General features: G+C 59.5%; 9 protein-coding genes. 4 read left to right on the top strand and 5 right to left on the bottom strand.

Going from position 1 to position 13,432, the window contains the following annotated elements:
- Window positions 1-15: 15 nt before the first annotated feature.
- The 4 genes from RQ593_RS02095 to RQ593_RS02080 all read right to left on the bottom strand — a co-directional run bounded on the left by RQ593_RS02095 (window position 16) and on the right by RQ593_RS02080 (window position 6,356).
- A complete protein-coding gene (locus RQ593_RS02095; protein WP_311449677.1) occupies window positions 16-2,016 on the bottom strand; it encodes an adhesin in 2,001 nt (666 codons plus the stop codon).
- Window positions 2,017-2,734: 718 nt separating this feature from the next.
- Window positions 2,735-4,576 carry an LPXTG cell wall anchor domain-containing protein gene (locus RQ593_RS02090; RefSeq protein WP_311449676.1) on the bottom strand — a complete coding sequence of 614 codons (1,842 nt, stop codon included), beginning with the start codon at window positions 4,574-4,576 and terminating at the stop codon, window positions 2,735-2,737.
- 537 nt (window positions 4,577-5,113) lie between these two features.
- Complete coding sequence (locus RQ593_RS02085; RefSeq protein WP_294645822.1) at window positions 5,114-5,914, bottom strand: SDR family oxidoreductase; 801 nt, start codon at window positions 5,912-5,914, stop codon at window positions 5,114-5,116.
- A 127-nt stretch (window positions 5,915-6,041) separates the two neighbouring features.
- Window positions 6,042-6,356 carry a penicillin-binding protein gene (locus RQ593_RS02080; RefSeq protein WP_294645824.1) on the bottom strand — a complete coding sequence of 105 codons (315 nt, stop codon included), beginning with the start codon at window positions 6,354-6,356 and terminating at the stop codon, window positions 6,042-6,044.
- Window positions 6,357-6,615: 259 nt separating this feature from the next.
- On the opposite strand from RQ593_RS02080, the gene RQ593_RS02075 reads away from it, so the two are divergent.
- The 4 genes from RQ593_RS02075 (at window position 6,616) to RQ593_RS02060 (ending at window position 12,529) form a co-directional block, all read left to right on the top strand.
- Window positions 6,616-6,927 (top strand): hypothetical protein, encoded by a 312-nt coding sequence (locus RQ593_RS02075; protein WP_294645826.1) that lies wholly within the window; start codon window positions 6,616-6,618, stop codon window positions 6,925-6,927.
- A gap of 19 nt (window positions 6,928-6,946) precedes the next feature.
- Entirely contained in the window at window positions 6,947-9,679 is a 2,733-nt protein-coding gene (gene valS, locus RQ593_RS02070; protein WP_296548416.1) for a valine--tRNA ligase, read from the top strand.
- Between the two features lie 571 nt (window positions 9,680-10,250).
- Entirely contained in the window at window positions 10,251-10,649 is a 399-nt protein-coding gene (locus RQ593_RS02065) for a hypothetical protein (RefSeq protein WP_311449675.1), read from the top strand.
- 287 nt (window positions 10,650-10,936) lie between these two features.
- Complete coding sequence (locus RQ593_RS02060; protein ID WP_311449674.1) at window positions 10,937-12,529, top strand: LssY C-terminal domain-containing protein; 1,593 nt, start codon at window positions 10,937-10,939, stop codon at window positions 12,527-12,529.
- Between the two features lie 139 nt (window positions 12,530-12,668).
- On the opposite strand, the gene RQ593_RS02055 is transcribed toward RQ593_RS02060, so the two are convergent.
- A complete protein-coding gene (locus RQ593_RS02055) occupies window positions 12,669-13,310 on the bottom strand; it encodes a DsbA family protein (RefSeq protein WP_311449673.1) in 642 nt (213 codons plus the stop codon).
- Window positions 13,311-13,432: the final 122 nt, after the last annotated feature.

Below are 13,432 nucleotides of genomic sequence, written 5' to 3'. Positions count from 1 at the left end.
AATAATTGACCTGTTTTAGCGGCGAGAACTGAGCTGCATCTCACTACGGCGACGACGGCTCAAACGCATACCGGCAAGCAGTGACAGCGATCCAGCGGCACTAATGACCAGCATATTGGAGGCGCCGGTAGCCGCCAGCTGCTCGCGCTTCGGCTGGGTAGCAGCGCCAACCTTCTGGGAGCCAGACGCCTGCGCCTCAACCTTCTGAGCATCGCCCTTCTGTGCGGAAGCGTTCTGAACAGGGGCGTTCTGGGAGGCGTTCTGGGTGGCAACCGGAGCCTCATTCTTCTGCTCGGCGCTGCCCTCCCCCGCCTTCTGCTCGGCAGTGGAAGCCTGATCAGCCACGGGAGCAGGCTCCGAAGCAGCAGACTCAGAAGGTGCCGAGGTATCAGCTGCGGGAGCCTCAGTCGCAGGTGCATCCTGCTCAGGGGTTGCGGGCGCATTGTCCACGCTATCGCGCTCAACAGTGAAGCCACCGTTGACCATGCGCACGGTGCCCTGCTCATCCTCCGCCACAGCGCTCACGCGGTAGGTGGTGCCGGGCTTGAGCGCCGAGCCGGGAATCTGCACCTGAGCACTAAATGCGCCGGATGCGTCAATCTCAGAGACATCAGCCGAGGCGATCATGCCGCCGGTTGCCACGCCGTATTCGTCGACAGCACTAACCATCAGGTGCACCGAGCCGACGCCGGCGAAGCCCTCACCACGCACGGTCAGAGTCTTCTCGGAGTCGTTTTCGGGAACTACGGTTTCTTCTACATGCAGGCGGGCGGTCATCACGGGGTTAGCGGTGTTGTTGGTCTGTTCTTCGGTGGTGTCGTGGACGCGGTCAAAGACGGTGTTGCGCGGCAGGCTGTAGTGGCGGCGCGGGTCGTCCTCGGGCAGTACGTGGTCGAACTGCTCGACGGGGCTCGCGGCAACTGCCTGAGCAGACTGCGTGCTCGAGGCAGCCTGCTCAGACTGCGCACTCGGGGTAGCCTGGGCAACCTGCTCGGGCTGCGCGTCCTCTTGGAACTGCTTCTTCTCAAACTGCGCCTGCTCCGCCATTGCGCGCTCGGCGGTGGCAACCGGAGCGGAGCCGTGCTGTACATTCCAACCATTCATGAAAGGAACCTCAACTTCCTGGGCGGTGTAACCATTAGCGGCCGAGGGTGCAACCTCAACGCTCAGCACATAGCGCAGGTCTTCGTGAACAGCCTGCACTTCTTCCAGCCTGGATCCGGGCACTTCAATGCCATCCAGGAGGGTGCCGTTCATAACGTCGGCGCGCGCGGGAGAGGCAGCGAGCAGAATGCGGTTACCCTGGCTATCCAGGGCGTAGGCGTAGGTCATGACTTCGAAAGCCTGCGCCTCACCCAGACCGGTGACCTTGTAGACGACAAGGTTCTTATCCTGCGGGATTTCCAGCTGCCCCGAAAGAATCTGAGCATTGAGCGGCTCATCCTGGGTGTCGGCGGGCAGCACTTCCAGCGGTGCGGAGGAGTTATAGGAGGGGTCCTCGGTCGCATAGCCCTTACCGGGGTCGACCACGGCAGTTGCGACGACGTACTGCTGGTTGGGGTCGAGGATACCTGCAGGCAGGGTCAACTGGGTGCTGAAGCGGCCACCGTCCACATCGAGTTCGGGCACGAGGGTCATCGTCACTGCGGAGCCGCGACCCAGTGCGTAGAGGGGATACTGGCGGTATTCGCTCACGTACACCGCCACACCGTAACGCTCAACGGCACCGCCGGTGAAGCCTTCACCGGTGACGGTGATGCTCTGGGAACGTGCCGGGTTAATGACGACGCCCTGCTCGACATACACCTGCGGGGAGTTCTGGGTAGCAACGTTTTCAACGGGGGTTGCGTTTGCCACGGAGGGAGGATTGTCGGATTCCACCGCAGTCGGTGAAGTCATTCCACCGGTATTCTGCACCTGCACATCTGCGTGCGCAGCACCAACACCGGTGACGGACAGGACGGAAGCAGCAATAGCGGCTGTTGCTCGGGTTTTTGAGTGAGCGGGTTCGGGCATGGAACACACCTTTTCTGTGAGTGTGAACGATACCCTCCGGAGGGGCCACGGATCGAAGTTGGACGGGTGTCTCTTCGGGATTGACCGCTATAACGTACGGACTAGTCATAACGTTCATGTATTGGTGGAAGTTACCGCGAAGGGAATCGCTCTATTTATCGGTAATTCCACACTAACAATACTTTTCTTGTTATTGCTGTAAAGACGCTTTACGTCCTAACTATTTTCCTGTGCAATAACCCACACGGCATATTTTTTACCCTCCAGAACAGCATCAAGAGCACTCAAACTGCATGGACTAGGTAAAATTTTTCAACTCTCCCTTGAAGCTCAAGGTTTTATTGCATGCATATGCAGTTTTAATGGATTTGAGATAAAAATATTCTGCACATTCATGCATTTAATTTATTTCTTTTAAGTGAAAAAATCGCAGGTCACACCCCTTTTACATGCGCATTGATTACAAGCATGCGTACCAATAATTGCGCGCCAAATAAGCCAGCAGAATCATTCCGTCACACCGCCCCGCGCCTCCACCACGAAAGAGAACACCCGCGCCCCCCTGCTTGCCGCACACGCTTTGCCACCCGCCTCCATTTCAAAACTGCTAACACGCAAAAGTGCCGCCAATACCCTTTTCAGAGTATTGACGGCACTTGCCGCACTCACCGTGCGGTGAGCATCAGATTTTCAGAGCCTGGCTATAGAGCCTGAGCTATTAGAGGCTGCGGCGGCGCAGGAGCATCAGTGCGGCACCAGCAATCAGAGCTGCGGCGCCAACGCCTGCGATACCCGCAACACCCTCAGCGCCAGTGTGCGCCAGCTGCTGCTTCGAAGAGGAAGAAGAAGCCGACGAAGAGGTCGAGGTCGAACCCTTGGTACCGGAGGTGCTCAGACCGTGGCCCTTCGAAGAGGTAGCAGCGGATGCGTTGCCAACCTTAGCCTTGGGTGCCTGAGAAGTGGGCATGCGGGTCTCGGTTACAACAACCGAACCATCTTCGCGCATTTCAGCGGTGAAGACGCTGGTGGTGCCGTCGCCGTTATCGCGAACGGTGGTGTTATCGTCCTCGGTAGCTGCCGGCAGGGTCGGTGCGGGGTTGTTCGCATCGCTCACGGTAGCGGTGGTGACTGCAACCTGGTGTACCAGGCCGTTCGGGTCGCTGGTTGCCACCATTGCGTAGGCGTAACCGGGCTGCAGCAGTTCTGCAAGAACGCTGACCTTGACGCGGAAGGTGCCGTTCACGATTTCAGAAGCAGGAATATCGTGGGTTGCCAGAGCGTCACCGGTGATGTTGCCGTTTGCATCCAGGCGGAAGATTGCAATCTGCACGCCGTTAGCAACAGACTCGTGGGTGAAGCCGGAGCCGTTGAAGGTCAGAACGTTGTACTGGTCGTTCGGATCCAGGGAAGCGTCCTCGGTGGTGAGGGTTGCGTTCTCGGGTGCTGCGGGAGCGGGAGTCTCGTCAGCCTTAGGTGCCTCGGGGGCCGGAGTCTCAGCCTTGGGGGCTTCCGGAGCAGGAGTTTCTTCCTTGGGAGCCTCAGTCTTGGGAGCCTCGGGTGCCGGGGTCTCATCAGCCTTCGGGGTTTCCGGCGCCGGGGTTACGGGTGCCGGGGTCTCGGTCTTGGGAGCCTCAGGAGCGGGGGTCTCCTCGGTCTTCGGAGCCTCAGTAGAGGTGGTCTCGGTGACCTTGAAGGAGGAGAGAGCCACGAGCTTCTGGTCAGCCTGAGCAGCCTGCGGGTTGCTTACAGCAACCAGGGCGTAAGAAGCGCCGGCGGGCAGCTTGCTTGCCTCGACAGTGAAGGAAGTCTTGAAGGAGCCATCCTGAATCTGGTCCGCAGACACGGACACGGTGGTAATGACGTCGCCGGTAATCTGCTGGTTCTCATCCAGCGCGTAGATGCTGACCTGAACGCCGGGGCCGACCTTCTCGCCGTAGAAGCCGGTACCAACAACGCTCACGGTGTTAAACTGCGCATCACCGGAGAAGCGTGCGTTCTCGATGGAGACGAAGGGGTTAGCCTGCTTCGCCTCGGGAGCCGGGGTGGAGGGGGTAGTGGGCTCGGGGGTTGCAGGAGCAGGGGCCTCAGCCTTAGGAGTCTCAGCCTTGGGGGTTTCAGCCTTAGGAGCTTCAGCCTTAGGAGCTTCAGCCTTAGGTGCTTCAGTTGCCTCAGCCTTAGGAGCTTCAGCCTTGGGGGTTTCAGCCTTGGGAGCCTCGGTCTTAGGTGCCTCGGTAGCCTCAGTCTTAGGTGCTTCCGCCTTAGGAGCCTCGGTAGCCTCAGCCTTCGGAGCCTCGGTCTTAGGTGCTTCAGCCTTGGGGGTCTCTGCCTTAGGAGCCTCAGCCTTAGGAGCCTCGGTCTTAGGAGCTTCAGCCTTGGGGGTCTCGGTTGCGTTGCCGCCAGGCAGGGAAGAAGTCTGAGCGGTTGCCTTCTGGTCGACAACCTGCTGCTGCTGATCAGCGGGTGCTTCTGCCGCGAAAGTTGCCGGGATTGCTGCCACAGAACCAGCAGTAAAGGCTGCCGCTGCTGCGATCTTGTAAACGCGACGGGTAGTCTTCGACATTTTTCCTCGATCTCTGATTATCGGTGTTGAACCTACCGTGGTGCGCCCCCGTCTTTGAAGGTGCAGTAGGCCCATACATGGGTGTGACTGCTAAAAGGCTAGCATTTGCCCCTGGATGTTTAACCCGCTTACCGTCACCTTTGCATAACTGTAATGAAATCGTTATAAAACCACCCCTTAAGTTGAGGTTTAATGCAGACCAATTCGGGGATTTTGCGCCCATCTACTGACACACGAGGACATATAACCCTATCTTTTGATTACATTTGAAGAAAATATAGGGTGTTCCATGGGTATTTTTAACCCACCATTTTCATCTTAGTGAACCTTAAAGTCTCACGTACCACTTTATATTTCCCTCAAGTTCCCCTTTATGCCTCTCCCCCACCTCTCAACACCCCTCAAGCACCTTCATATATGCCCTCTATATACATTCTGGGAACACAGAGAAAAGCCCCGCCCGTATCCAACTCACGCGGATGCAGGCGGGGCTACCAAAGCCTCACTGAGGATCAAGCGTCACGGCGTGCCGCGAGTTTAGCTCTCCTTGCGGATCACCTTGAACTGGCTCGGCTGAGCCACCGGGCGAATCGTGATGCGGTCCAGGTTCACGTGGTGCGGAACATTCAGCGCAAAAGTCACCGTCTGCGCCACATCCTCAGCAGTCAGCGGCTTTTCAACGCCCGCGTAGACGCGCTCGGCGGCTTCCTTGGAACCCAGGCGGTTCAGAGAGAACTCCTCGGTGTGCACCATGCCCGGGCAAACCTCAATCACGCGAATATTATTCTCTGCCTCTTCCAGACGGAGCGCCTCGGTCAGGCCGCGAGCGCCGAACTTCGCCGCATTGTATCCGGCGCCGCCTTCGTAGCCGTGCTCGGCAGCGGTGGAGGTCAGGTTCAGGATTGTGCCGTGACCGTTCAGGCGCAGAGCCTCCGCGAAGGCGCGCACCATGTGCAGAATACCGAGCACGTTCATCTGGTACATCTTCAGGTAGTCGACGGTCTTACCGTCTGCGACCTTATCCACGCCGATAGCGCCGCCGGCAATATTGACCAGGGCGTCAATGGTGCCTTGCTCTTCCAGAATCTGCTCGGCAACAAAGCGGACGGAGTGCTCGTCGGTCACGTCGCAGGTCACCGGGTGAGCACCGGTCTCCGCGTAGAGGGTGTAGAGGCGGTCGGTACGGCGCGCCAGGGCGTAGACGGTCCAGCCGCTCGCCACGAGCTGCTGCACGGTAGCGCGACCAATACCGCTGGATGCGCCGGTCACCACGGCAACCTTGCCGACGCCGGTATGAGGCAGGAAAGGAGATGCAGGAATGTGGGTGTTCTCAGTCATACTTTAATCCTAGTAGAGTGATGCCCGCGGGTGCTCTGTTCGAGCAGACTCGCGGGCATATATTTTGAAATTTTCGATAGTGAGATAGGCGCCGGCGCCACAACCACCCGGCACCCCCGTCAGGCTACTACCTGCGGCGGCGCGGCAGACCCCAACGGCTCCTACCACCATCGCGGTAGCCGAGGCGGTGCTCAAAATACACCGGCGAGCTACTGCCGGTCTTCGTCGTGTCCGGGGGGACCGTGCCCTCACGAGCCGACATCATGTACAGAATCGCCGCACCGGGCATGAACGCAATCACCGGTAGCACGAAACGCATACGCGCCTCGCCGTAACCGCTACGCACCGTCAAATGCCAGATGCACAACGCAACCAGCATCACGTGAAGAATCAGAATCACGGTTTCCGTCGTGCCCAAACCGAAGATACTAAGAGAACTCATTGGCTGCTCCTCAAAGGTCGTGTACTTTCAGTCTACGCCGCCCCAGCGTCCCTGAGAAGGATTCGCGGGCTGTTGAGGCGGTGTGTTGAGGTGGAGTGTTCTTCGCGCCTACACTTCAAATACTCACCCGGCGCAGGTTGCCTGGTTATCCTTGCCGCTCAGGCGGCACCGAAGCTGACGACCAGCCCGGCAGAAATACACCTCTCCCCTTCCAGAACGAGCACGCAACACCCCAGTTGCAGCCCATCCAAGTCACCCCATGAACACCAAAAACTACCGCATCATTACCCTCCAGGAGCAGAGGCGCTCCCTCCAGCAGCGTGCGCGCAGCATCCGCGCCACTACCGGAACCCCCTATAGTTCCGAAGTTCACCTGCTGCTCGGGCAGAGCTACCTCGACCCCGCCAGCTGGCAGGAACTCGCCCACGCCACCGGGGTCCGCGCAGCGGCACGTCGGGCACAGTTCACGCGCAGGTACCGGCCCCTCCTGGCACGTCTAGAAGCCGCCATCGACCAGTACGAACAGCGCGGTACAGCGCAGAATTCCCCTGGAGCTGAGAGAATGCCGTGAATATGAGAAAATAGCCGTTATGGCTGAAAACATTTTGGGCTCAGACTCGCCCGTACAGATTAACGTTCCCGACCGCCCCGCCCTCGAAGGCCTCGAAGAGAAGCTCTCGCAGCGCTGGGCCGACGAGAAGACCTACGCATTCGACGAGAACACCACTCGCGAACAGGTCTACTCCATTGACACCCCGCCGCCGACCGCATCCGGCTCCCTGCACGTGGGTCACATGTTCTCCTACACCCAGACCGACGTCATTGCACGCTACCAGCGCATGACCGGCAAGAACGTGTTCTACCCCCTCGGCTGGGACGACAACGGCCTGCCCACCGAACGCCGCGTTCAGAACTACTACGGCGTTCTCTGCGACCCCTCCGTGGCAGACAACGACTCCTTCCGTGACCTGATCACCTGGAAGGCAGACGGCACCCCCAAGCCCGACCGCAGCCAGGCAAAGTGGCCGCGTATCTCCCGCAACAACTTCATTGAACTCTGTGAAGAGCTCGCGGTTGAAGACGAGAAGGTCTTCGAAAACCTCTTCACCACCCTGGGTCTGTCCGTTGACTGGTCGCGCACCTACCGCACCATCGACGCGCACTCCCGTAAGGTCTCCCAGCTCGCCTTCCTGAAGGACCTGGAAGCAGGCAACGCCTACATGGCAGAAGCACCGACCATGTGGGACGTCACCTTCCGCACCGCAGTGGCACAGGCTGAGCTGGAAGATAAGGAACGCCCCGGCGCGTACCACCGCATCAGCTTCCACCGCCCCAACGGCGAGAAGGTCTGGATTGAGACCACCCGCCCCGAGCTGCTTCCCTCCTGTGTGGCTCTCGTGGCGCACCCCGACGACGAGCGTTACAAGCCGCTGTTCGGCACCACCGTCACCTCCCCGCTGTTCGGCGTTGAGGTCGAAATTAAGGCGCACCCGCTGGCACAGCCCGACAAGGGTGCCGGTATCGCCATGATTTGTACCTTCGGTGACACCACCGACGTCACCTGGTGGCGTGAACTGCAGCTGGACACCCGCGCCCTCATCGGCCGCGACGGCCGCTTCTCCCGCGAAACCCCCGAGTGGATCACCTCCGCCGAGGGCCGTGAGCGCTACGAACGCATGGCGGGCACCACCGTCTTCACCGCACAGAAGACCGTCGTGGAAATGCTGGTTGAGGCTGGCGAAATGGACGGCGACCCCAAGCCGATTACCCACCCCGTGAAGTTCTACGAGAAGGGTGACAAGCCCCTCGAAATCGTTGCTTCCCGTCAGTGGTACATCCGCAACGGTGGCCGTGACGCTGCACGCCGCGAGAAGCTCATCGAGCGCGGCCGTGAGATGAACTGGTACCCCTCCTTCATGCGTAGCCGCTACGAGAACTGGGTTGAGGGTCTGAATGGCGACTGGCTGATTTCTCGCCAGCGCTTCTTCGGCGTTCCCTTCCCCGTCTGGTACCCGCTGGACGCTGAGGGCGAGCCGGACTACGAGAACCCGATTCTGCCTTCTGAGGACATGTTGCCGGTTGATCCCGCATCGCAGGCTGCTCCCGGTTACACCGAGGATCAGCGCGGCGTAGCGGGCGGCTTCATCGCCGACCCGGACGTTCTGGACACCTGGGCTACCTCCTCCCTGACCCCGCAGATTGCGACCGGTTGGGGCGTGGACCCGGAGCTGCACGCGAAGACCTTCCCCATGGATCTGCGTCCGCAGGGTCACGACATTATCCGTACCTGGCTGTTCTCCACCGCTGTTCGCGCGGAGACCCTGGCGTCCTCCGTGCCGTGGTACAACACCGCGCTCTCCGGCTGGATTCTGGACCCGGACCGCAAGAAGATGTCCAAGTCCAAGGGCAATGTTGTGGTCCCCAACGAGGTTCTGGAGAAGTACGGTTCGGACGCTGTGCGCTACTGGGCGGCTTCCGCTCGCCTGGGTGCTGACACCGCCTACGACGAGGGTCAGATGAAGATTGGCCGCCGCCTTGCGATTAAGCTGCTGAACGCATCCAAGTTCGTGCTGAACCTGGGCGCTACCGAGAAGTCCGTGATTACTTCTCAGGCTCAGGGCCGCGTGCTCATCAATGCCCTGGACCGCTCCCTGCTGGCTCGCCTGGCGTACCTGATTGAAGAGGCAACCGCTGCGTTCGAGAAGTACGAGTACGCTCGTGCCCTGCAGATTTGCGAGAGCTTCTTCTGGTCCTTCACCGACGACTTCGTCGAGCTGATTAAGGACCGTGCGTACGGTGCTCGCGGTGAGGAGGAGCAGGCTTCCGTTCTTGCCGCGCTGGCAACCACCCTGGATGCCCTGCTGCGTCTGTTCGCGCCCTTCCTGCCGTTCGTGACCGAAGAGATTTGGTCCTGGTGGCGTGCAGGTAGCGTACACCGCGCCGAGTGGCCGCAGGCACTGCCCATCCTGGAGGGTACCCTGCTGGCTGAGTACTCCGCACAGAACCCGACTGCTGGCATCTCTGCTCAGTGGGTCCTGGCGGACGCTGACCCGGCTCAGATTGAGTCGCTGAAGCAGATCCTGCCGGATGTTGCTGAGGCTCTGGGCGGCCTGCGTAAGGCTAAGAGCGACGCGAAGGTTAAGCAGCGCACCGAGGTTGAGTCCGCTACTATTGCGGCTCCTCAGGCTCAGCTGGATCGCATTGCCGCTGGCTTGGCTGACCTGAAGGCTGCCGGTAACGCTCGTGAGCTGTCCCTGGTGGCAGCTGAGGGCGAGCTGGAGGTTCGCGATGTTGTGCTCGTTGTGGAAGAAGCAGCTGAGTAATCGCGTCTGAGTAATCGCACTTGAGCGTTTATCGCTTGATTTTATGACGCCACTTTGGTGTTGATAACGGGGCGGTACTGGTTAACGGTACCGCCCCGTTTTCTGTGCCTGCGGTTCGTTGGTTTCTGCAGGCAAGATATTCGGAAAGCATGATGCTCGACTGCGCGCGGTGCTTTGCAGGGCGCTTTTACGACTCTGACTAGAGGCTTTACATATTCGGCACCCGTGGGTGCCTGCGCCCATCCGGGAGAACCTTCACAACCACCTCCCTCAATAATGTGGGTTTTAGTCTGCTGTCCTGTAGGGATTATGTGGGATTTCCAATCCCTTTTTCTGTTCATCAATGTGCAAAGAGCATAATCAACCTTATGAGATTGACTGTCACTTATGTATGATTGTTGATGCGAGGGTTTTACCAGCAGGAACAACCCTCTATTCAACTTCAGCAACAGACAAATCACCGGTACGAGCAAGACATACCCCGACCAACCGCACGACAGAAACCACCCGTCAGGTGCAGCGATGCGCCCTGACACTGACCCGCGCCAAAGTAGGCGCACCCATAATTACTATGAATTCACACTCTTCATCTTCCGGATTACCGCAAGAGCCTCATGCGAGGCAGAGCTCAGTCAGCTCACCGCCAGGAGCGCAAGCAAACATTTCCCCCGATCAGCTTCAGCACTACCGCGCAAGCCTGAACGAATACATCAGCCAGGCACGCGAACATGCCCAGGCGCTACGTGCCAGCTACACCAACGAAGTGTACGAACTCTGGCATCACCACATCTCCACCAGTGCCGCCGCCGATGAGGCGAGCATCGCCTCCGGTTCTTTGACCGCCCAGCAGCTTGAGGACCTGACCCGCAAGTGGGTGCGCCTCATGCGTGAAAGCCGCGATATGCTGCACCACGAAAGCTCTATTGCTGCGGCACGCGCCGCGGTTGAGGCTAAGCCCCTCCCCGAATAGGAATTCCCGCTGCTGGGAATCCCCGCACAGTACATCCCTGTGCTCCCCTTCCCTGCTCTGGGAAGGTACGAATAGGGTTAGCACTCCCCCTGTTTCTCTCTTTTTCGTCGCATCATTTCAACGCATTTTCAGCTCACGCTCCGCGCATTGAAGCGACCCGTGATTCCGCGGCGGGGCTATCGAGCCAAGCGATTAAGCCCTGCCGGAACGGACGCATCTGGCAACCCGCCCCTTGCTATAGTTATGTGATATTCAAAGAGCCTAACTATGTTTCAGAAAGGGCGGGAATGTCCCACCAAAAACGCGTCCTACGGCCTATACGTAGCGATGTTGCTCCCCCAGTCACCTCGCCACCGGTCTACCGTGGCGATATTGATACGCGCGGCGCGGCGCAGGACCTCGTGCCGCGTAGCTTCTGGGTTGATTTCTGGGACACTCTCTTCTTTATCTTCGCCGGCATCGCGGCCCTCGTGCTGACCTTCATGATTCTGGCGAATACGGTTGGCCATTCTTTCTGGGGTTTCCCCATTGCCTTCATTTTCTGGGCGGTCACCGCGTACCTGACGCTACCGCGTTTTCACGCGATCATGACCCGCATCTACGTGCCCGACTACTTTATTGGGCGCACCCGCACCCCGGACGGCCTGCTCGGCGACCCGGTCAATATCGGTCTGATTGGTACCGAGGAGCAGATTCACCAGGTCATGCAGGACGCAGGCTGGACCCGCGCTGACAACGTCACCCTCGTCTCTTCCTGGAAGATTATTCTCTCCACCATCACCCGCCGCTCCTACGCGGAGGCGCCCGTCTCCCCGCTGAAAATTTTTGGTAAGACGCAGGCTTTCGCCTACCAGAAGGAAGTGGACGGCAACCCCGAGAAGCGCCACCACGTGCGCTTCTGGAAAACCCCGGACGGATGGCTTCTGCCGGGCGGTCACCAGGTGGATTGGTTGGCGGCGGGCACGTACGACTCCGGTGTGGGTTTCAGTTTCTTCACTCTGCAGGTCACGCACCGCATTGACGCTGAAACCGACTTTGAACGCGACTACATTGTGGAGTCCATTCAGTACGCCCACCCGGAAACTCACGTTGAGATTCTGCACGATTTCTCCTCCGGCTACCACGCCCGTAACGGTGGCGGCGACGCGATCCGCACGGACGGCGCACTCCCGGTCATCGTCCTGAACAATGAGGGCCTGGAGCCGCAGGAGCAGGAAGAAATTCACCTCTCCAGTGCGCACGACCTGGCGTACCGCATGCCGCTGAGCCTGCTGGTTGGTTCGGGTATGCTCATCGCTGTGACCCTCGCCGACATTGTCAACAGCGTCATTTTGGCGCTCAGCCGCCCGGCACTTCGCGCCAAGCTGCTGGAGGAAGGCTCCGGCAACGACATTGAGCTGCTGGACCTCTTCGATCAGGTGGATAGCAACGTGCTACTCACCATTACCGGCACCGTGCTGGTGGGTTTTGTAGCAATTTATTCGGCGGTGCACCTGTTCCTGCTGTGGAGCACGTTGCGCGGCTCGTCGAAGGCTCGTCGCCTGGCTCTGCTGTTGACGGCGCTGAACTTCGCGGCGATTACCGGTGGTGTGCTGTGGGGCCACCAGTCCCTGCCGCTGTCCACGATTTTCTTCCAGCTGGGCGTTGCGGTGTTTGCGATGCTGGCGTTCACCTCGGATGCGGCGGTCCAGTACACGGCAACCCGCACCTTCCACATGCGCGATACGAAGATCGTGCAGCGTGCAACGCACCCGAAGGTTCTGGAGCACAGGGCACAGCGCAAGGCTCAGAAAGCACAGAAAGCGCTGAAGGCACAGAAGACGCACAATGCGCAGAAGGCACGCAAGGCTACCTCTGCAAGCAACCCTCACCGCGCGTAGATTGCACGTTTCAGCGCAACATAGTGAATAAAAAAGTACCGCCCAGTCAGTACATGACCGGGCGGTACTTTTTGCTCTACGACCGCAGACTCTACCAAGCCTGCGCGCATTGCAGGAATCTCAGCACATTGCAGGGTTCTTAGGCTTCGCCGTTTTCGCCGTGGAAAATCGGGCCCACGTTACGGGGACGCTTGAGCTCAAAGAAGCCGGGGTAGGAAGCCAGCGCCAGGGCGCCGTCGAAGAGCTTACCAGCCTCTTCACCGGCGGGGCTCGGGGAGATGACCGGGCCGAAGAAAGCGGTGCCGTTAATGGAAATCAGCGGAACACCCACGTCGGTGCCGCCCACGGTCTCCAGCGCCAGGTCCAGGGAGGCGCGCATCTGCTCATCGTACTGGTCGGTGAAGGCGACGTCCACCAGCTCAGCGGGCAGGTTTACCTCCTCCAGCGCCTTGACGATTGCGTCGCGGTAGGAATCAGCCTTGTTCTTGTTGTGGTGAATCTGCTCACCCAGAGCGTCGTAGAGGGGCTTGATGACCTCGTTACCGTGCAACTCGCGCACAGCGGTAATGAGGCGGGTCGGCGCCCAGGACCGGTCCATCACTGCCTGGTAGTCGGCGGGCAGGTCGCGGCCCTGGTTGTGCATGGACAGGGAGAAGGGACGCCAGGTCACCTCAACGTTGCGGACCTTCTGCACCTCGCCAATCCAGCGGGAGGTAATCCAGCACCAGGGGCAGATCGGGTCGAACCAGAAATCAATCTGTGCGGGTGCGTTCTCAGTCATGAGTGTTCCTCTCTCATACGGTTGCGCCAGCCGCTTCTATGAGCCGGCGCTTATTCTTCGGTACACGCTCTTCAGCACACGCCAGCGAGCGGTACCTGCTAGTGAGCCGTCACCCCGTATAA

It is taken from the genome of uncultured Rothia sp., assembly GCF_963507905.1.
In the GTDB taxonomy this organism is placed as follows: Bacteria; Actinomycetota; Actinomycetes; order Actinomycetales; family Micrococcaceae; genus Rothia.
This window is presented reverse-complemented; position numbering and strand designations above follow the sequence as displayed.